We start from the raw sequence: 22,122 nt of genomic DNA on the forward strand, positions 1-22,122 counted from the left end.
CAACACTTACGCGCACGCCCTTTACATGCAACAGGTTTTTTCTTACTATCAATAAATACCTTTTAATAAGCATTTTTATTATCATAACGATGACTACTTATTAAAACGTCTTTAAAAAATACCCATAGCCTGTGCCCTATTCATAACAAACAAGGAAGTTAAACCTATGTCAAATGTTTATCCGAGCGCACCATCTGCTTATGAATTTCCGCTACTTATCAAACAGTTATTAAACCGCGCTAAGACTGTGTCCTTAGACCAAGAAATTGTCTATGCAGATAAAAAACGCTTAACTTATGCGGAATTATTTACCCGTATCAATCGTCTGGCCAATGTTTTAGCAGACCTAAATCTTGCTGCCGGTGATGTGGTCGCGGTAATGGATTGGGATAGCCATCGTTATTTAGAATCCTATTTTGCGGTGCCGATGTCGCAGTATATTTTACAAACCGTTAATATTCGTTTGTCACCAGAAAAAGTTCTCTACACCATCAATCATGCTAAGCCTAAAGTCCTAATGCTGAACTCTGAGTTTGCGGAGCTGGTGAAGAATTATCAGTTTGAAAACTCTAGTATCGAGCATATTATTTGGCTTGATGATCATGGTGTGACGGTTGAAGGGGTCTTTGGTGATAACCAAAGTCGGGTGGTGGGTGAGTATGAGGCACTACTAGACAGTGCGGATAGTAGTTTTGATTTTCCTGACTTCGATGAAAACACCATTGCCACCACTTTTTATACGTCAGGGACGACGGGCGATCCAAAAGGGGTCTACTTCAGCCATCGCCAATTGGTATTACATACCATGGCAGAAGCGGCATCACTCGGCATGTTGCCCAATAAACAAGGCGTTAGCTACGGTGATGTCTATATGCCGATGACCCCAATGTTCCATGTACATGCGTGGGGCTTTCCGTTTACCGCCACTATGACTGGTCTGAAGCAAGTGTATCCGGGTCGCTATGCGCCAGATACCTTGCTTGATTTAATTATTAATGAAAAGGTCAGCATTACCCATTGCGTACCGACGATTTTGCAAATGGTACTTAAAGAAGCGCAAGCGCGTAACGTTAGCTTTAATGGGTTAAAAATGATCATTGGCGGTTCAAGATTGACCGAAGGTTTAGCCAAAGCCGCATTGGCACAAGATATTGAGGTCTATACTGGTTATGGTATGTCAGAGACAGCGCCGTTGATTAGCTTGACTGACTTTAGTATCAATGAACCTGAGATAAGCGAGGAAGAAGATATCGCTCGCCGCTGTATGACCGGTAAGCCCGTGCTGATGGTCGATGCGCAAATTTGGAGTGAAAGTAATCAGTCAGTTGGTACCGGCAAAGACAACACCGGCGAGCTGGTATTACGCGCACCCTGGTTAACCCAAAGCTACCTAAAAAATGATGATGCTGGAATCGAGCTGTGGGAACATGGCTATATGCATACCCAAGACATTGCTTATATGCAACTGGATGGTACTATCAAAATCACTGACCGCCTAAAGGATGTCATCAAATCCGGTGGAGAATGGATCTCATCGTTAGAGATTGAGACCATTTTATCTTTGCATCCGTCAGTCTCTGATGTGGCAGTGATTGGTATTCGTGATAAGCAGTGGGGCGAGCGTCCGCTAGCGCTAGTGGTCCTCAAACCTGATTGCCAAGATACCAGCGCCGATGATATCAAAGCCATTGCTGAGCAAGCGGCCAGTAAAGGGATTATTCCTAAGTATGGCGTGCCCAGTCAGTTTAAGTTTGTCGATGAATTACCCAAAACCTCAGTCGGCAAACATGACAAAAAAGTTATGCGCGAGATGTATTCTAAACAGACTGAAGTTTAATTTTTTAAATAATAAGTGGTCGATTGGTTAAGTCGTTTACTAGAATAATTGCTTAACAGTTGACCTTTATTCATTGCTCTGCTACATTTTAAACCGATACATAACGTATCGGTTTTCTAATTCCGGCAAGGATAGCCAGTGTACTAGTGCTTAAATTGTTATTTTATTTTCATTTATTATTATTGTGTTGCATCACATTTCGTTTACGCTAAGGACAGCCATTATGAGCGAGCAAACCACCAATCAAGCTTCTAACCAAACTTCTCAAGTTGCACCAACCCCGCAAACGCCAAACTTTGCTGATATTTATCACGCCTCTATTAATGACCGAGAGCAGTTTTGGGCCGAGCAAGCTCAGCGTATTTATTGGCATAAAGAGCCAGAACAAATTCTTGATGACAGTAACCTGCCTTTTGCCCAATGGTTCGTCGGTGGTGAGACCAATCTATGCTATAACTGCGTCGATCGACATCTGCCTGAGCGTGCTGAGCAAGATGCTTTTATTTGGTTGTCATCAGAAATCAATCAAGAGTTAATAGAGACTTATCCAGCGGTAGTGGATTCTTTTAATGATTTGGGCAATAACGTTGAGTTTTATACTGACTACACTAAACGCCGTCTGACTTATAACGATCTATATAAAGAAGTGAATTATTTTGCAGACGTGCTCCAGCGTCACGGTATCGAGCAGGGCGATCGAGTCATTATCTATATGCCGATGATTTTAGAGGCTACTTATGCCATGCTAGCGTGTGCGCGTATTGGTGCCATCCATTCGGTAGTATTCGGGGGCTTTGCGGCGCATAATTTAGCGATACGTATGGATGATGCCGAGGCAAAAATGGTCATCACCGTGGATGCTGGTCTGCGCGGTGGTAAAGTTATTAATTATAAAAATCTGGTCAATCAAGGGCTTGAGCAAGCAACGGTTAAGCCTGAACATGTGCTGGTCGTTGATCGCGGTATTTTACCTTTTAAAGCGCAGGCATTAGATGTTGACTATGCTACCGAGCGCCGTGTTAGCTGCGAGGCCAATGCCATCGTCGATCCGGTATGGCTAGAGTCTAATACCCCATCATATTTGCTTTATACCTCCGGCACTACCGGTACGCCAAAAGGGGTACAGCGCGATACAGGCGGTCATGCCGTAGCGTTAACGACCTCAATGGACTATATCTACGATGGTAAAGCAGGCGAGACCTTTTGGGCGATATCCGATATCGGCTGGGCAGTCGGACACTCTTATACTGTTTATGCGCCGCTGTTAGCAGGTATGACTAGTGTCATGTATGAAGGTCTACCGCATCGTCCCAATCCGGGTATCTGGTGGCGCATCGTTGAAGCTAATAAGGTCAATATCTTATTTACTGCACCAACGGGCGTACGCATGCTTAAAAAGCAAGATGAGACTTGGATGACACGTTACGATGTCTCCAGTCTTAAGTCCTTCTTTTTAGCCGGTGAGCCCCTTGATGAGTCGACTGCCAATTGGCTCACTAAGCATCTAGGCGTACCGATTTTAGATCATTATTGGCAAACAGAATCGGGCTGGCCGATTTTAAGTAATACACCGAAGTTTAACCACAAACCGCATAAACAAGGATCTCCCGGTTATCCGATGTATGGCTATGATGCGCATGTTATTAATGAGGAAACCGGTGAGCGTTGCGCTGCGGGCGAAAAAGGACTGTTGGCGATCAGTGCACCGTTACCACCAGGCTGCTTAACCACCGTTTGGCGTAATGATGAGCGCTTTATCAGCAGCTACTTTAGCTTATCTGATAGTAATGAATACTCAACTTCAGATTATGCGGTGACTGATGAGGATGGCTATTTTTATATTTTAGGTCGCACTGACGATGTTATCAATGTTGCTGGCCATCGGCTTGGTACCCAAGAGATTGAGGAGGCGATTAGCACCCATCCAGAGATGGCAGAATGTGCGGTTGTAGGTATTCAAGATGAGCTCAAAGGCGAATTACCTATCGCGTTTTGTGTACTCAGAGATCACGAACAAGTGGCAACGACCGAAAATCGCTTTCGCCTTGAGCAGCAGATTATTGGCGCAGTGGTTAAGTCCCTTGGTGGTATTGCGCGTCCAGCAGCGGTATATTTTCCACAAGCACTACCAAAAACCCGTTCCGGTAAGATCTTACGCCGCGCTATCCGAGCCTTAGCAGAAGATAAGCCAACGGGCGATATGTCAACCCTTGATAATCCAACTGCGATTGATGCGGTCAAGCAGTCTATGAAAGACTATTAAATAATCCACGGTCTAGGTTCTATTTGCTAATAGAACCATTCATTTTATTTAGTATATTTCTACGGCTTGTCCGTTTCAGTTGAAAAAAGTTATTGAAAAGAGTTGGCGTTATGGATATTTTTGCCATTGTATTATCTTTGGTATTGCTGATGTATTTTGCATATCGAGGGGTGAGTGTTCTAATACTGGCTCCCATCCTTGCTATTCTGGCCGTTGTTTTAAGCGGTGTTGGCAATCAAAGCATGGGGATGTATACCCAAATATTTATGAAGGGGATGGGCAGCTTTGCGGTTAAGTATTTCCCCTTATTTTTACTCGGAGCCATTTTTGGCAAGCTGATGCAAGATTCAGGCTATGCTTATGCCATTGCTAAAACTCTAGTTACGAGATTAGGGGATAAGCATGCCATGCTATCGGTAGTACTGGCCTGCGCTATTCTTACTTATGGCGGGGTATCCGCTTTTGTGGTTACGTTTGCTATATATCCGATTGCTGCCGCTTTGTTCAGGCACGTCAATATCCCTAAAAGACTGATACCGGGTGCGATTTGTATTGGTGCTTTGACACTAACGATGACCGCATTACCGGGTACCCCCTCCATTCATAATGCTATTCCTATGCCTTACTTTAAGACAGATGCGTTCGCAGCCCCGGGATTAGGCATTATTGCAGCAATAATTATGCTAGGGGGCGGTATGTTATGGATGAGTCGCCAACTTCGTATTGCCCGTGTTAACAATGAAGGGTATGGAAATCATACTTTAAATGAACAAGACAGTCCTTCGGGTATCGATATACCCAATTTCTGGCTCGCACTATTGCCCATTGTCATCGTCATATCCGGCAATTATGTTTTTTCAAAAATCATAATACCTTTATGGAGTAACGGCTACTTAGCTGATGAAAAATTTGGAGGGGTAGGATTAAGCTCTGTCATTGGTATTTGGTCCATAATTTTATCGTTAGTTTTGGCTTGTATTTTTGTTACGGTACTTAATTTTAGAAGAATGGACAATGTGAAAGAAAGTTTAAACAAAGGCGCTATGGGCTCTCTACTGCCGATTTTTAATACGGCATCAGAGGTGGGTTATGGCTCTGTTATTGCCACTCTTACAGGTTTTGCCATTATCAAACAGTACCTTATGGGGTTTGCACCAGGCAATCCATTGATATCAGAAGCAATCATGATTAACGTTCTAGCAGGTATTACAGGGTCAGCTTCTGGCGGGTTAGGTATTGCTCTAGAAATTATGGGCAAAAGTTATATGCAATTAGCAGAACAGTATAATATTAACCCTGAACTGATGCATCGTATTGCTTCTTTGGCTGCAGGGGGATTGGACTCATTACCCCATAACGGAGCAGTAATAACGATGCTAGCTATTTGTGGATTAACTCATAAAGAGTCTTACAAAGATATTTTTGTTACTGCTGTCTTTGTACCGTTGATAGCACTAATTGTAGTGATTACCTTAGGAACTATGTTTGGGTCATTTTAATGTTCAACAGACCCGAATATCTAAAGTAACTTCTTAAATTAATTCTAATTCGTTAGATGGTTATTTAGACTTTACTCAATTTACTAGTATGTCGAGTTTGACAGTCTCCGAAAGACTATGAGAAATTAATTACTCATAAAAATTACAAATATTCGTCACTTATATTTCATCTCTAAGCTTATGGAACTCCATAGGCTTTTTTATTTGCTTACTGTACGGTAGTTCCAAAGGTTGTATAGATTTCTATAAGACACGGTAGTAACAATAGCTTTATTGTTGAAAAAAGACCTCCTGTACGAAAACTTCAAGAAAGCGCTTGACCCTAAAATTGTTTTATTGTTATAGTCAATAACGATACGAAATAAATCATTTTAAATAAATACATCGCTAAGCTTGGTTCAGATACTGATAACTAAGTAAATAGCGGCAATCCTCTAGACAAGATAAGGATATCTTATGCATCACGTCCAGCAGCTTATTAATGGTCAATTTACCAAATCAGCCACCAATGAATGGATTGATATTACTGATCCAGCGACTCAAGAAGTCATCGCTAAAGTTCCACAAACCACCAACGATGAGATTAATCAAGCAGTCGCCGCCGCTCAAACCGCCTTTCAAACGTGGCGTAAAACACCGATTACCACTCGTGCGCGTATTTTCCTAAGATACCAAGCTCTGATTCGTGAGCATATGGATGAGTTGGCAGGAATTTTAACCGCTGAACAAGGTAAAACGATTGCCGATGCTCGTGGTGATGTGTTCCGTGGTCTAGAAGTGGTTGAGCATGCTGCCGGTATTGCCAATTTACAAATCGGTGACTATGTCGAAAACGTCGCATCTGGTGTGGACACTTATAGCATCTGGCAACCTCTTGGCGTCTGTGCAGGTATTACTCCGTTTAACTTCCCAGCGATGATTCCGTTATGGATGTTCCCAATGGCCATCGCCACTGGCAATACTTTTATTTTAAAACCTTCTGAGCAAGACCCGATGGTTACCATGCGTTTGGTAGAGCTGGCAGTAGAAGCGGGTGTTCCTGAAGGTGTACTGAACGTCGTACATGGTGGTAAGGACACGGTCGATGCTATCTGTGATCATCCTGATATTAAAGCAGTTTCTTTTGTAGGCTCTACTGCTGTTGGTAAGCATGTCTATGAGCGCGCTAGCTTATCGGGCAAACGCGCCCAGTGCATGATGGGTGCCAAGAACCATGCAGTTATCCTTCCGGATGCCAATAAAGAACAAACCCTAAATCAATTGGCAGGCGCCGCATTTGGTGCCGCCGGTCAGCGCTGTATGGCTTTGTCAGTAGTCGTACTGGTTGGTGCTGCTGGAGAGTGGGTCGATGAGATTAAGGCCAAAGCAGAAGGCTTAATTGTTTCTGCCGGTAAGGATGATAAAGACTTAGGGCCATTGATTTCACCAGCTGCCAAAGCAAAAGTTGAGCATCTGATTGGCACTGGCGTAGAAGAGGGTGCAACTTTGGTACTTGATGGTCGCGGTATTACCGTCAAAGGCTTTGAAAAAGGCAACTTCGTTGGACCGACTATTTTTGACAACGTCACTGCTGATATGCAGATTTATGAGCAAGAAGTATTTGGGCCCGTACTGTGCATTATGCGCGCTGACAGTTTAGATGACGCGATAGAGATACTTAATGCCAACCCACATGGTAACGGCACGGCTATCTTTACCCAATCAGGAGCTGCCGCGCATAAGTTCCAACAAGATATTCAAGTCGGACAAATTGGGATTAACTTACCTATTCCAGTGCCACTACCGATGTTCTCCTTCTCGGGCTCACGTGCCAGTAAGCTTGGCGATTTAGGTCCTTATGGCAAGCAAGCGGTACAGTTTTATACCCAAACTAAGACCGTGACAGCGCGTTGGTTTGACGATGAGGCAAGCCGCGGTGTGAATACCACCATCTCAATGTAGATGTTAATCAAATATATTTGCGGTACAGTATCAACCTCGCTTACTATGTTAACTTTGATACGTTAGCTACTATCTGAGTTTGATTTCCTCGTACTGCTTTTATATCAAAGTAACGATATATTAAACTTAGCCTTCTATTTATGTACCGCGCTTATAGCACAAGGATGACCTCATGGATTTTTCATTAACCGATGATCAAATTGCTTTCGGACAGACTGCCAAACAGTTTGCACTAAAAGAGCTGAAGCCGAACGCCGCTGAGTGGGATCGTAATTCTCATTTTCCGGTCGATGTGATTAAAAAGTCAGGTGAGCTTGGCTTTTTAGGGCTGTATGCCAATCCAGAGTATGATGGACTGGGACTGCCACGCTTGGATTCTGCCATAGTGTTCGAAGAGCTAGCATGGGGCGATACCTCAGTGGCCTCTTATATGAGCATCCACAACATGGTTACATGGATGGTTGGCGAGTTTGGTAGCGATGCGCTGTGTCAGAAGTATATGCCTAATATGGTTAGTGGTGAGTGGCTGGGCAGTTATTGCTTAACCGAGCCCAATGCGGGCTCTGATGCAGGCTCGTTACGTACTAAAGCCGATAAGCAAGGCGATTATTATTTACTGACTGGCGAAAAAACCTTTATCTCTGGGGCTGGTGCGACCGATGTATTGGTGGTCATGGCACGTACTGGTGCTTCTGGACCAAAAGGTGTTTCTGCCTTCGTCGTCGATGCGCAGAGTGATGGCATTGAATATGGTAAAAATGAGCACAAAATGGGTTGGAAAGCACAGCCAACACGTACTATTAGCTTTAAAGACGTCAAAGTTCCAGCGGTAAACCTATTGGGCGTAGAAGGGCAAGGCTTTCAAATAGCAATGAAAGGTCTGGATGGTGGCCGTATCAATATCGGTATTTGTGCGGTGGGTACCGCACAGGCGGCACTGGAGACTGCAACCAATTATGTCAAAGAACGCAGTCAGTTCGGCAGCCCCATCGCCACGTTACAATCAGTACAGTTTAAGCTGGCCGATATGCTCACTCAGACAGTAGCTGCACGGCAAATGCTGTATTTGGCGGCTAATAAAGTTGACAAAAAGGACCCACAAGCTTCTGTCTATTGTGCCATGGCAAAACGATTGTCCACGGATTTGTGTTTTGATGTCGCAAATGAAGCGTTACAGCTTCATGGTGGTTATGGTTATTTAAATGAGTATCCACTTGAGCGTCATGTTCGTGATTTGCGTGTGCATCAAATCCTAGAAGGTACTAACGAGATTATGCGGGTGATTATCTCTCGTCAGCTATTACAAGAAGATGGGCTCAACCAATTACGCTAATATCTGTTGCTATTTATTCTAAATAAAATGCTATCACAGCGTCCTAGAAGAGTGATGGCAAACAAGCGATAACATACGGATATATAAAAATCTAGATAGATAAAATAATAAAGGATGACTTATGACGGAATATACCAATCTACAATTGTCAATTGACGGTCATATCGCCACGTTGACCCTGCAAAATCCACCCGCTCATACCTGGACGATGGACAGTCTACAGGCACTTAAAAATCTGATCACAGATCTTAATGTTAATGATGATATTTATGCCTTAATTATTCATGGTGATGGCGAGAAGTTCTTCTCAGCTGGGGCTGATTTGAATAACTTTTCTGATGGCGATAAAGGAAAAGCGGTAAGTATGGCGATTGCTTTTGGTGACGCATTTGAAGCCTTGTCCTCTTATCGCGGAGTTAGCATCGCTGTTATTAATGGTTATGCGATGGGCGGCGGACTTGAGTGTGCGCTAGCCTGTGATATTCGCATCGCTGAAGATCATGCTCAAATGGCGTTACCAGAAACCGGCGTGGGCTTATTGCCTTGCGCGGGCGGTACGCAAAATCTACCGTGGCTCGTTGGTGAAGGCTGGGCAAAGCGCATGATATTATGTGGCGAGCGGGTCGATGCGGCCACTGCGCTACGTATTGGTCTGGTTGAAGAAGTGGTCGAGAAAGGAGCTGGTCTTGCAGCCGCACAAGCTTTGGCTGCAAAAGCCGCTAAACAGTCACCGGTCGCCGTTAGTCATTCTAAGCAATTAATCCAAGCCGCTAGACATACCCCACCGGCGCAGAATCTAATTTGTGAGCGTGAATCTTTTGTTAAATTGTTCGATACCCAAGATCAACGTGAAGGTGTTCAGGCCTTTTTAGAAAAGCGGTCGCCCAATTGGCAAAATAAGTAGCCTTTATTAAAGTAGCCTTTTTACCTTTTAACTATTTATAGGTCACTTTTATGACAGCAGCGGATAATACAAACAATCATGAGTCTATAACCCCAGAAGCGCCTGTACTCTTTGATACTGAGTTAACTGATTGTGGCCACATCATTGGGATAATGACCTTAAATACGCCAAAGTCTCTAAATGCCTTGAGTGTTGAGATGTGTCAACTATTATCGCATCAGCTAGAGCAATGGCAAGCAGATGACAAAGTGGTCGCCATACTATTAAAAGGGGCGGGTGATAAGGCGTTTTGTGCGGGCGGCGATATTCGTAAGCTTTATGACAGTATGTCGGAGACCGCGCCCCTACCGAATCCTTATGCGACCGAATTTTTTAGCCATGAGTATAAGCTATATCGGCAGATGCACTTTTACCCTAAGCCCTTAATACTTTGGGGTGATGGCATCATTATGGGTGGTGGCATGGGACTGATGGCTGGTTGTAGCCATCGTCTGGTTACTGAGCGCACGCGCTTTGCAATGCCTGAAATAACCATTGGATTATTCCCTGATGCATCCGGCAGTTGGTTCCTGCAGCGTATGCCCGCTAAAACAGGTCTGTTTTTGGGACTTACCGGTGCGCATTGTAATGGTAATGATGCGTTGCTCGCCAGCCTTGCAGAGTATGCGGTAGCCAGTCATGACTACGATGCCATCATGCAGCGTTTAATTCAAAGCAATTGGCAATCGGTGACTGATATCACACATGCTGATAATGCACATAGCATTGCAAGTCGCGCCTTGGCCTCACATCCAGTCGCAAAGCTACCTGCGAGCAAACTTGCAACCTATTGGCATCCTATTCAGCAGCTCATGAACAGCGGTGGTTTAGCTGATATTGATGCATTGCTACGGGATGATGAAGCGTTAAAGCAACTTGATACGGATTTTGCTGAGGACAGCTGGATACAAAAGGCAGTGGCGACTTATCGTCATGGCTGTCCAGTAACAGCCGCCTTAACTTATGGGCTATATCATAAAGTCGCTGATTTATCCTTAGAGCAGACTTTATATTTAGAAACTAATGTTGCGGTGCATTGTGCTGCCAATCCTGACTTTAAAGAAGGGGTGCGCGCGCTACTGATTGATAAAGACCGAAGCCCGCAATGGTCACGCTCACTAGCAGACTGCTTAACCGCTGAGGGGCGTGAGTATATTGCGCAACATTTTGTCAACCCTTATCCAGTAGGCGAACATCCCTTTAGTGATTGGCTTAGTACTGATTCCTTTGGGGCACAGCATGTGTGCTAAGTAGCCTGTGACAAGTAGAGTAATTACTTTATTTTAAAATAAATACAGTGAGCAGGGCTGTGAAGAGATTTTCGCCAGCCTTGCAATTTTATGTTTCGTATTTATTTTATTTAGCATTCACTATATATTTATTAAGCAATATTAAAAACACACTTTATTTTTAAGAAATATTTTAGAAATTTAACTGTCAATAAAAGACTTAAAATCGTCTGTAATATTGATTACACAATCATCAAGGAGCGATGAGATGAGTACAAAGGATAAGGCTAAAGTAGAGAATAATCAGGACTCAAAGCCGAATATTGCCTTCATTGGCCTCGGTAATATGGGCGGCCCAATGGCAGAAAACCTACTAAAAGCAGGTTACAAGTTATCGGTATATGATTTATCTGAATCAGCGACCCAGCATTTACAGAAATCTGGTGCTAGCGTCGCTGACAGCCCTAAGGCTGCCGCTGCTAATGCCCAAGTCATTATAAGCATGTTGCCCGCTGGCAAGCACGTACACTCTGTCTATTTGGGTGATGCGGACGGTGCCAATAATGGCCTGCTAGCCGAATTACCAAAAGGCACGCTGGTCATTGATAGTAGTACCATAGCTGCTGCTGATGCTCGTGTCGTAGCGGAAGCTGCCACGGCGCATGGCATTCACTTTTTAGATGCGCCAGTCTCAGGTGGCACAGGCGGTGCCGTTGCAGGAACTCTTACCTTTATTGTGGGCGGCAGCGCTGAGGATTTTGCAACAGCAGAACCGATACTGGCTGTGATGGGTAAAAACATCTTTCATGCTGGCGATCATGGTGCCGGACAAATCGCTAAAATATGTAATAATATGCTATTAGGTATTTTAATGGCAGGAACGGCTGAGGCGATTAGTTTAGGGGTCAAAAACGGTCTCGATCCTAAAGTATTGTCAGATATTATGTTGCAAAGCTCTGGGCGCAACTGGACGCTTGAAGTATATAACCCTTATCCACAAGTGATGGATAATGTGCCGTCAAGTAATGGCTATCAAGGCGGCTTTATGAGTAAGCTCATGCAAAAAGACCTTAATCTTGCCATGCAAACCGCTGAAAATAGTGACGCTGATACCCCAATGGGTGCCAAAGCGGCTGAGCTATATCAGGAGCATGCTGTCGAACATGGTGATAAAGATTTTTCGAGTATTATGGCACGCCATGATAGCTCGGTGCTATCTTCGTAATTTAATATTTTTTCAGCAATACTAAGCCTCGTAAAACTATCTTTTAAAAGATAGCGGTTAATAAAAAGTCCGATTGGGCTAGCAGGATATCTTGCTAGGCCAATCGGACTTTTTTATCTGGTTAGAATGCTTAGCTTTGTAGCTCATAAACCAGCGTTTGGATATCTTGCGCTGCCGTACGTAAGCGCGGTACATGAGTCAATAACTCATCCAAAGATACTCGAATAGTCGGTGCATGCAAATATAGCGATGCTAAATAACGTGATTTTTTATCCAATATAGGTACCGCTACTGCTACCATCTCAGAGATAAACTCTTCATTATCGATACCAACGCCGGTCTCAGCAATATGGTCAAGCTCAACATTTAGGACATCAAGATCAGTAATGGTATTCTTAGTAAATTTATTGAGCGTTAAACTATGCAGCATTTTGCGTCGATTTGCTGCCGGTAGTTGACTTAGATACAGTTTACCAGTTGCTGTACACCACATCGGTGATTTTGCACCTACAGGCAGATAAATCTGTAGCGGCAACGTTGTCTGCGCGCGGTTGGTATAAATCATATCCATATGATAAGGAATGCCAATACCGCAAGTCTCTTTGATATCATCAACCAGTCTTTGCAATATCACCTGGCGCTCGTTAAAAAACTGCCGCCGCTGCCACAATTCGACGCTTAAATTACGCACACGCTTGCCAGGAATAATGCCACCCCCAATATCAACCGCTATGAACCCCTCATCGACTAGGTTCTGAATCAAGCGATGAATCGTCGGTTTTGGAATATCAAGCGCTTGTGATAACTCAAGCGGTGAAATAGGTTTGGATGCATAGGAGACCGCTTCAATAATCTCTAATACACGGGTAATCGATGACACTTTAGGCATATGAACAGCTCAATGAGGATAAAAAGGAAAGCAGGACACTATATAAGGCCATTTTAGCATAATGTTCTATTTTGAATAATGTTCAATAGCACAGATAAGAATCAAAATAGATTAGAGTGGTTACGATATGTTTGTGTGCAGTATCTCAATGTATTTGTAAAAGCAGTCATTGATACTTCCACTAACAAATCACAACATACCGTAATAATATGCTATATAATCTGCATTGTTTTAGTTTAACTATAATGACATTATAGTGACATGTTTTGTATCACTGTTGCTATAGCTGTAACTGATGAATCCTTATTGTTTTATCAAGATGCTCATCTGTTGCGATAAACGTGACTTTTGATGCGGGCCTGTTAAATATTAAGTAAGTTTCTAAACAAGGTATTGCTTGGTAAGTTATTTCTTCAATAAGTTACTTTAAGAGTATCGTGTAACAACAAAGCGACGTTTTACAGATTCCTGTAGCAATCATTACAATATCTATGCAATCTTTACATAATGGCAAATAAAAACACCGTCTTTAGGGATGACTTTTTGAGCCAAAATTGTTTTAATCTGCTCAACAAAATGATTGTTTAAAATAAAGAATAAACAATCGTTTTTTGTGGGCTAGTTATTTCATACTTTAGGAGAATAACCATGAAACTTATTAAATTAACTGCAGTCGCTGCCGCTGTTTTGGCCTCAACTGCTGCACTAGCAGCTGATCCTATCATTGTTATTGATGACACTGATGCGGTTGTTTATGAAGCTGAGCCAGTATCTTATGCTGAGCCAGTTGCGGTAGCATATGAAGCTGAACCAGTTGCCTCTGAAGCTGCTCCTGCTGCTCAGTACAATAACGATGCAGGCATTATCCGTAATACTACTGGTGCTATTTTCGGCGGTACTAAGACGTTATTTAACACCGTTACTCATCCAGCAGCAGTTAGTGCTGAGGTCGGTACCTTAGGTTACGGCGCTAATATCGGTTGGGCGATTAACGACAAAACTGAACTACAAGCCGGTTGGGCAGGTGGTGATGTCGCTGATTTATTCGGCGGCGATTTTGATGCAAACGATGTCAACTACGATGTTGAGACTGACTTTAGCAACCCGTACATGGGTGTACAACTACGTCCTGCAGGTAACTGGTTCACTATGGGTGCTGGTATCATCGTTCCTGACAACAGTATCGACGTAACTGCTAATTCTGAAGGTGGTTTCTACAAAATTGATGGTGAAAGATATAAAGCTGACGACCTTGGAACATTGACAGGTAGCGTTGATCATCGCAACAAGTTGGCACCTTATGGTACTATCGGTTTCCGTCCGAACATCAACAACCATTGGGGCGTGTTTGGTGAAGTTGGTGCTGCATACTTAGGCAAAACTGATGCTACAATTCGTACAAATAGTACGAATAGTAACGTAGAACTTGAAGATGGTAGTTTATCAGGTCAGAGTGCAACTGAAGTTGCTTCTAAAGCTCAAAACGAACTAAAAGGTAAAGACTATCTTGAGTGGTTACCAATTGTTAAGTTAGGCGCCACTTACCGCTTCTAATTACAGTAGCTAATAAGTACTGTAATCAGAGAAAGTAAGCTAAAGAAACGACCTTCGGGTCGTTTTTTTTGTTTAAACTTATAAAGTCCTAGAGCAAGTTATCAATTCGATTACGAGGACTAAAATGAGATAAGTTGAGGTTAAATAAGGAAATATTTACAGCGAATATGAACCTATTAACAAGGGTTTTGACGCCATTTAGAGCGTTTTTAGCCATTTCAAGACCATAATACATGAATGTGCCAATTGATGACATGCCCTTGCTAGAAGCATTAGAGTTCGATAAACAGGCCTAAAAAATAATAATCGTTTGCTGTTGAGGTAAAAGAGCAATCTGGTAGTTACATTCGTTCCTGCTAGGAAACACTAACGGAGAATTAGCTGGTTCGAGGCTAATAATAAGATCAGCAATCAGAGGCGAGTAGTTCATCCCTAATCCCTGTGCGAGCTTGTACTGATAAATTTTTATAAAGCTCTCTTTGATTTGCCACAACCATTTGGCAGTAATATCGCGTTGTTGTAATGACAATTCATTTAAAGTAGTCGTTTCAGTAGAGTGATAAAAGCGCTGTGTAACATGCCGAGTAATATTGTGAGTTTCAATGTCGATACCAACGGCGCGCTGGGTGCTAATGACCACAGCTACTTTGTTTGCAGAGTGACTAAAACAGACATAATGACGGCTATTCATGAGGCGATAAGGGAATTGGGAGTCATCTAATGTATCAACGATACTAAGCTCAGCGAGCAGCTGTTGCAAGAGAAGACGAACACCACTACGTTGTTGTTGGCGCTTATAGCGAGCATGCTCGGGTACTGTCAAAGGGATTGGATTGGATTGGAGTTGCCAGTAAAAATTATAAAGCGTGATAGAGTCGATGAATGCAATAGAAGGCGCTAGCGGCCAGGGTAGATTACCCCATAAGCTTGACTGTAATTGCAGCCTAACCTGAGCCGTAGCGCACCATGTCATAGGGTCAAGCTGGGTATAGTGGCTACGGCGTAATATCAAGTTTTGCATAAGTCATTGTCATCAGCCATTAAAAGTTAAATCGATAACTAAAAGGAAAGTCGGTAGCTAAATAGGTATAGTCGATCCAATTTAAAATTTATACCAGTAGCACGCTCATATGAACGACTCTTTTTTATCTTAAACTGACTATATAACACTCAATATTGATTCTTTTAAGCATTTTGAGTGGTTGATAAAGAGCAATTTATTAAAAAATAATTCATCAAAAGCACTTATTTTAAAAAGCCCAGCAATACTTTGATTGCTGGGCTTTATTGATTAGTATTTCTTACTGGCACTTAATAGCGATTAGTAAGACAGCTCAGCACGGCGGTTTTGGGCGTAAGCTTCTTCAGTAGTACCAGCAACGGCAGGGCGTTCTTCACCATAGCTGATGACTTTGATATTATCTGCCGCTATGCCTTGAGTAGTCAGGTAGCTACGTACAGACTGCGCACGACGTTCGCCCAATGCTATATTATATTCACGGCTACCACGTTCATCAGTGTGGCCTGCGACAATAACACTAGCCGCTGAGTTTGAACTTAATAAACTGGCGTGCTGGTTTAAAACGCTGGATGATTGAGCCGTAATCTCGCTGCTATCAAAATCGAAATATACAACAGCTTGTAAGGTATCAGCAGCGGTGACGATTGCGGTTGGATTATCGACCATGACCGCACCGGTATAGGCTACTTGGCCGCTTGGAATCCCTAAAGGTGCAACCACCACTTCAGAGGTAGCACGTTTAGTGGCGCAACCTGTGGTTAATGCAACGGCGCTTGATAGTACGGTAAGCGCGGCAATTTTAGCCAAACGATTCTTAGATAGAGTGTTAGACAAAGCAGAATGAATTGACATGATAAGCTCCTAAATATTTAATCAGACTTGTTATTTTTAAAACTGCCTGTAATAGAACCTAGGCAATTGCTGCTCATAGTAAAATCAATGTTACGTTATGTAAATAGCATTACTGTAAATGATGCCAAATTTTGCTGCCTATTACAATATGCAATTGGCAATCCTCTCATCACCCAGCAATCTAGTAAGTTATATTGATTGGTATTGCTAAATGTTAAGCGGATTTAAGTAGAATAAGCTTATATAACTCACCTAAGTAGCGATGAGTAAATTCTCTACCAGCGTTCTTTACCCCAGTTCTCAGGATTGGCCCAATATTTACTATTTAACCAGTTTGGCAGCTTTTTATAATCATATAAATTAAATTGCCAGAGCCTTATAGAGTTTATAGGAGTGCTTGAGGGTGGTAAATATTCTGCTGTATGGTCGTCCCGTGTTGACCCTTCATTATTTAGAATATCAAAGGGTGTAAAACCATAAGCGCGTAAGTCTATAGCACTATCAAGCGCAACAAGCAGGTGTGCAGCATAGAGATCACGATAGCGCATCAGTAGTGGTATATAGGGTTGCAGCAATTCTTCTGTTAACGTTGGCAGCCAAAAGCAGGCAAGTTGGTAGCGCTCAGGTTTAGTGTGTATAGCAAGCTCTGGTAAGGTAGACAGATTGCAATGAGTTATGTCATCACTATTTTTATTATCAAGCTGCATTTGCAGGGTTGATACCTCAGCTTTATCTTGCACGGCCCATAACAGCGGCGCTGAATTATCATTCTCAGGAACATCGGTTACGTTTTTAGGAACTGATAATGATAAAGAGGGCAGTAAGGCCTCGATATAAGCGATGCATAACGGTAAGGTAATATTGGGGCAGTTGTTATTGTGTCTGGTCATAAAAGTAGCCCACTTGTTCAACGTTGTCGTCAGGTTTATGGATAGTCTGTCAGCCAGTAGGTTGACGTCCTATTCGCTGACCACCTCATTTCCTTAAAAATTTACTCTTGAAATTTTGTCATTTAAGCCAATGTAACCATAAGTCTAATCATAGTCAAATTTATAAGTAAAATTCATATCACCTTGATTCGTTAGCCCCAAGCTTTGCTAATACTAAATAATAGGAAATGCCATGTCTACCGCTGAAAACGATGCCCAGATTATTAATCCTGAGATGCCAGATGTCCCGTTACATGCGCCTAGTGATATTAATAATAAAATTAATTTAAAAGACTATAAGCCGCCAAGCTTTGATGTTGATACTGTCGATTTAGATATTAAACTGTTTGACGATTATGCACTGATTGATAGCAAGCTAGTGATGAACCGTCAGACTGTGGGTGATTTAGTTCTTTATGGTGAAAACATTGAGCTGCTAACCATCAGGATTGATGGCGAATCGCTTGCGCCTGAGCGTTATCATCAACAGGCTGGCACGCTGACGATTACTAATGCACCTGATAGCTTAACCTTAGAGTTGCAAGTGCGGCTTTGCCCGCAAACCAATACGGCACTTGAAGGGCTATATATGGCGGGTAGCGGTAGTGATACCATGTTCGTTACTCAGTGTGAGCCTGAAGGTTTTCGTAAAATTACCTTTTATCCAGATCGTCCCGATGTATTGGCAAGATTTACCACGCGCCTGGAAGCAGATAAACGCTATCCTACGCTGCTGGCCAATGGCAATTTGGTTGAGCAAGGAGAAGTGGCAGACGCGCCAGACCGCCATTATGCGATTTGGCATGATCCAACTAACAAGCCCAGCTATCTATTTGCCTGTGTGGTTGCCGACTTAGACGTGCTGACCGATCATCATACTACTAGCGACGGTCGAGATGTCATCCTTGAGCTGTACGCTAAATCTACTGATATTGATAAATGCCATGTCGGTATGCAAGCGCTCAAAGATGCGATGGTTTGGGATGAAGTCAATTACGGCCGTGCCTATGATTTAGATCGTTATATGATAGTAGCGGTCAGTCAATTTAATATGGGTGCGATGGAAAACAAAGGCCTTAATATTTTTAATACCGCCTGTGTGTTATCCAGTCCTGAAACCACGACTGATGCGCGCAGCTTCAATGTCAAAGCGGTTATTGCCCATGAATATTTTCACAACTGGACCGGCAACCGTATTACCTGTCGTGATTGGTTTCAATTGTGCTTAAAAGAAGGCTTTACGGTATTTCGCGATCAGTCTTTTTCAGCTGATCAGCAATCAAGCGCCGTACAGCGGATTGATGATGTGGCAACCTTGCGCGCGCATCAGTTTGCCGAAGATGCAGGACCATTGGCGCATCCGGTTCGCCCTGAGAGCTTTGTGGAGATTAATAACTTTTATACCACGACTGTTTATGAGAAAGGCGCGGAAATCGTGCGTATGCTTGCTAATACACTGGGGCCGGATAATTTTCGTAAAGGTACGGATGAGTACTTCCGTCGTTATGATGGACAAGCGGTAACCGTTGAGGACTTCTTATCAGCACTGAGCATTACCGACAGTAAGATTGAAGATTTTATCGATTGGTATCGTCAGCCGGGTACGCCCATAGTGTCCGGTCATCAGCACTATGATGGCGAAACCCAAATATTGACAATTACGTTGAGCCAACAGACCCGCCACGTATCAGGCTTTGATGCGCCACAGCCATTACCGATTCCGGTGGCCACTGCTTTGTTCGATAAAGCAACGGGCAAGATTGTCACTGAGCGGTTGTTGATGTTAGATCAAGCAGAGCAAACGTTTAGCTTTGATAATGTCGCTAGTGAGCCTGTGGTGTCGTTACTGCGTGATTTTAGCGCACCAGTACAGTTGAATTATGATTATCAAGAGGAAGATTTAGCGTTTTTACTCACGCATGAGACCAATGGTTTTAACCGCTGGCAAGTGACACAAATGCTGGTTAATCGTATCTTGCTACAAGATCATGACCCAAGAATATATTTACAAGCCTTAGCAACAACATTGCCAAAACTGGCTGCTACTGATGCCATGCTGGCTGCGCGGTTATTAGATATACCATCGCCGCAGGAGCTGGCGTCGGCTATTCATAAAAGCTATGATCCGGTACTGATTAAGCAGCAGCGCGAAGGTTTATACCAACAAGTTGCTGAGTCGCTCAGAGAGCAGTGGACAGCGCTCTATGAGCAATTATCACTACAGCCATACTCAGATAGCCCTGAAGCTCGTGGAGAACGAGCACTGCGTAACGTGGTGCTCGATATGGCGTTGACTGCTAAAGTCAGCGACGCTACTGAATGGGCGAAGCAGCAGTATGACGTAGCAAGCTGTATGACTGAACGTTTTGGCGCGCTAAAAGTAATGGTCAACCACCAAGTTGCCGGCGCTGATGCTTATTTGGCAGATTTTTACGAACGCTTTCAAGCTGATGACTTGGTCATTGATTTATGGTTCAGTGTGCAAGCCTCTGCTGATCATGTTAGCACTGATACCATTAAGGCCTTATTTGCTCATACTGACTTTGACTGGAATACGCCCAACCGTATACGCTCAGTGATTAGCGCCTTTACTGCCCAGCCAACGGTACTCTGGACGCCAGAAGGCTTAGATATCTATACTGGTGTCATCAAAAAACTGGATGAAACTAACCCAGTGGTTGCCTCACGTCTATTACAAGTACTGGCGCGCTGGTATACTTTGGTCGAGCCCCGTCGCCAAATGGCGCACGAACATTTAATAGCCTTGCAGCAGCACGTCTCTTCTAAACACGTGCTTGAGAGCTTGGACAGTGTATTAGGTGCAATGGGTGATTGATTTATATCGAGGCTGTCTAATTAATAGGTCTGAGATTTGCTATTAATTAAAAGCGTGTAAAGACGATTTGTTAGAGATAAACGAGCGACTCTGGGAGTTTGCGAACAACGGAGTCGAATGTTCTTTAATCAATCGTCACATAATTATTATATTGAATGTCATCAGCCTCACGAGTTTATGTGTCGTATCTATTTCGGTTGGTATTCACTATAGAGTAAACGTTTAAAACTAAAAAAGCCCGTCTATTCGTAGACGGGCTTTTTTAGTTTTAAACGTTTAATAAACACTATTTCAAAGAACTATTAGTAATAGCGTTTAGCGATTGGGTAAAACGTCTTTTACCATATCACGTAGGTTATGTAGGGCCGTTACCGTGCTGTCCCAATCTAGGCAACCATCAGTGATCGACACGCCATATTCTAGTGCATCCAAATCAGCAGTCAGTTTTTGATTACCGCCTTTTAGATGGCTCTCTATCATCATACCGATGATAGATTTATTACCATTTTGGATTTGTTCAGCGACGTTATTAATAACCATCGGCTGCAAGTAAGGGTCTTTACCGGAGTTGGCATGGCTGGAGTCAATCATAATCTTGCCGCTGGTTTTGCCTTCAGCTAGGGCATTTTCGACTTGAGAAACGGCCGTTTCATCATAGTTAGGTTTGCCATTACCACCGCGCAATACCACGTGAGCATAAGGGTTGCCTTTAGACTTGATGATACATACTTTGCCATCTACTGACAGACCTAAAAAGCTATGTCCGGCTTTGACTGCTTGCATGGCATTGACGGCGACAGTCATGCCCCCATCGGTACCATTTTTGAAGCCTACTGGACAGGATAAGCCTGAACTCATCTCGCGGTGGGTTTGGCTCTCAGTGGTACGCGCGCCAATCGCTGACCAGCTGATTAAGTCTTGCATATACTGTGGGGTATTTGGATCAAGGGCTTCAGTGGCACAAGGCAGACCTTTTTCATTCAAGTCAATCAGCAGCTTACGGGCAGTACGTAAACCTTTTTCGATATCAAAGCTGTCATTCATATCAGGGTCATTGATCATGCCTTTCCAGCCGACCGTGGTACGCGGCTTTTCAAAATAGACGCGCATGACCACAAAGATAGTGTCTTCAATCTCTTTTGCCAATACGGCTAGGCGGTCAGCATATTCGTGCGCCGCTTTAATGTCATGAATAGAGCAAGGGCCAATCACCACGAACAGACGCTTATCGGTACCGTCCAAGATATCTTGGATAGTACGGCGGCCTTTTAAGACGGTTTTATAGGCCGGCTCTGTGAGAGGTAGCTCAGTTTTTAGCTCAGCGGGAGTAATTAAGGGGATGAATTGTTCAATATTCACGTCATCAATATCTGCGTTATGAGTAGCTGGTGTAGTCATGATTATACGTCGTCTAGCTAATTTATAGGAATATTCATTATGCGGTGAAAACAGTGGGTTGACAAGGGTAGTCGCTCAGTTAATTGACTGATAACTGGAATGTCAAAACCAAAATTTTGTTATACTGACCTGTTATGTTGAGCATTGACACTATTCTCGACCTACATTTTTTGGTCACTCATTTTTATTGACGCCTTACCGTAAAGACAAATTATAGTCCATTAAGCTTTGTTCTCGGTCATTGGCTATTGTTATGACCGTCACGTATGATGCTTACTATAATGCTAATAATTTATTTAACCTAAGACACATTACATATAGCCTAGACGGTATTGTACTTATTATGCCTTGTCAAGATCGAGAGCTTGTTATG

Annotated in this window: 15 protein-coding genes; 10 read left to right on the forward strand and 5 right to left on the reverse strand. The window is 43.1% G+C overall.

All coding sequences use genetic code 11. The features are described 5' to 3' along the window. The first annotated feature begins 166 nt into the window (after positions 1 to 166). The 8 genes from AAEY88_RS00415 to mmsB all read left to right on the forward strand — a co-directional run bounded on the left by AAEY88_RS00415 (position 167) and on the right by mmsB (position 12,270). On the forward strand, positions 167 to 1,837 hold the full coding sequence (locus tag AAEY88_RS00415) for a fatty acid--CoA ligase (protein WP_350557602.1): 1,671 nt from the start codon (positions 167 to 169) through the stop codon (positions 1,835 to 1,837). A 223-nt stretch (positions 1,838 to 2,060) separates the two neighbouring features. Beyond that, positions 2,061 to 4,100, forward strand: a complete 2,040-nt coding sequence (locus tag AAEY88_RS00420; RefSeq protein WP_350557604.1) for a propionate--CoA ligase — start codon at positions 2,061 to 2,063, stop codon at positions 4,098 to 4,100. Between the two features lie 110 nt (positions 4,101 to 4,210). Further along, positions 4,211 to 5,599, forward strand: a complete 1,389-nt coding sequence (locus AAEY88_RS00425; protein WP_350557606.1) for a GntP family permease — start codon at positions 4,211 to 4,213, stop codon at positions 5,597 to 5,599. Between the two features lie 456 nt (positions 5,600 to 6,055). Further along, a complete protein-coding gene (locus tag AAEY88_RS00430) occupies positions 6,056 to 7,540 on the forward strand; it encodes a CoA-acylating methylmalonate-semialdehyde dehydrogenase (RefSeq protein ID WP_350557608.1) in 1,485 nt (494 codons plus the stop codon). Between the two features lie 172 nt (positions 7,541 to 7,712). After that, positions 7,713 to 8,873, forward strand: coding sequence for an acyl-CoA dehydrogenase family protein (locus AAEY88_RS00435; protein ID WP_350557610.1), 1,161 nt, complete (start codon positions 7,713 to 7,715; stop codon positions 8,871 to 8,873). 121 nt (positions 8,874 to 8,994) lie between these two features. Then, positions 8,995 to 9,777 (forward strand): enoyl-CoA hydratase, encoded by a 783-nt coding sequence (locus AAEY88_RS00440; RefSeq protein WP_350557612.1) that lies wholly within the window; start codon positions 8,995 to 8,997, stop codon positions 9,775 to 9,777. 50 nt (positions 9,778 to 9,827) lie between these two features. Next, positions 9,828 to 11,066 carry an enoyl-CoA hydratase/isomerase family protein gene (locus AAEY88_RS00445; protein WP_350557614.1) on the forward strand — a complete coding sequence of 413 codons (1,239 nt, stop codon included), beginning with the start codon at positions 9,828 to 9,830 and terminating at the stop codon, positions 11,064 to 11,066. A 220-nt stretch (positions 11,067 to 11,286) separates the two neighbouring features. After that, entirely contained in the window at positions 11,287 to 12,270 is a 984-nt protein-coding gene (mmsB, locus tag AAEY88_RS00450; protein ID WP_350560363.1) for a 3-hydroxyisobutyrate dehydrogenase, read from the forward strand. A gap of 130 nt (positions 12,271 to 12,400) precedes the next feature. Here mmsB and AAEY88_RS00455 read toward each other — a convergent pair whose 3' ends face one another. Beyond that, the gene (locus tag AAEY88_RS00455; protein ID WP_350557616.1) at positions 12,401 to 13,159 is read right to left on the reverse strand and encodes an IclR family transcriptional regulator; all 759 of its coding nucleotides are present in this window, start codon (positions 13,157 to 13,159) and stop codon (positions 12,401 to 12,403) included. A 648-nt stretch (positions 13,160 to 13,807) separates the two neighbouring features. On the opposite strand from AAEY88_RS00455, the gene AAEY88_RS00460 reads away from it, so the two are divergent. Next, positions 13,808 to 14,713, forward strand: a complete 906-nt coding sequence (locus AAEY88_RS00460) for a hypothetical protein (protein ID WP_350557619.1) — start codon at positions 13,808 to 13,810, stop codon at positions 14,711 to 14,713. 292 nt (positions 14,714 to 15,005) lie between these two features. Here the strand turns inward: AAEY88_RS00460 and AAEY88_RS00465 are convergent, their stop codons facing one another. The 3 genes from AAEY88_RS00465 to AAEY88_RS00475 form a co-directional block, all read right to left on the reverse strand. Further along, positions 15,006 to 15,734 carry a 4'-phosphopantetheinyl transferase superfamily protein gene (locus tag AAEY88_RS00465; RefSeq protein ID WP_350557621.1) on the reverse strand — a complete coding sequence of 243 codons (729 nt, stop codon included), beginning with the start codon at positions 15,732 to 15,734 and terminating at the stop codon, positions 15,006 to 15,008. Positions 15,735 to 16,034: 300 nt separating this feature from the next. Next, entirely contained in the window at positions 16,035 to 16,586 is a 552-nt protein-coding gene (gene pal / locus AAEY88_RS00470) for a peptidoglycan-associated lipoprotein Pal (protein WP_350557623.1), read from the reverse strand. 275 nt (positions 16,587 to 16,861) lie between these two features. Next, entirely contained in the window at positions 16,862 to 17,476 is a 615-nt protein-coding gene (locus AAEY88_RS00475) for a DUF6231 family protein (protein ID WP_350557625.1), read from the reverse strand. Positions 17,477 to 17,750: 274 nt separating this feature from the next. Between AAEY88_RS00475 and pepN the strand changes: the two genes are divergently transcribed. Then, positions 17,751 to 20,351, forward strand: coding sequence for an aminopeptidase N (gene pepN / locus AAEY88_RS00480; RefSeq protein WP_350560365.1), 2,601 nt, complete (start codon positions 17,751 to 17,753; stop codon positions 20,349 to 20,351). A 315-nt stretch (positions 20,352 to 20,666) separates the two neighbouring features. On the opposite strand, the gene AAEY88_RS00485 is transcribed toward pepN, so the two are convergent. Then, entirely contained in the window at positions 20,667 to 21,749 is a 1,083-nt protein-coding gene (locus AAEY88_RS00485) for a 3-deoxy-7-phosphoheptulonate synthase (protein WP_350557627.1), read from the reverse strand. Positions 21,750 to 22,122: the final 373 nt, after the last annotated feature.

The organism is Psychrobacter sp. CAL346-MNA-CIBAN-0220 (genome assembly GCF_040309805.1).
In the GTDB taxonomy this organism is placed as follows: domain Bacteria; phylum Pseudomonadota; class Gammaproteobacteria; order Pseudomonadales; family Moraxellaceae; genus Psychrobacter.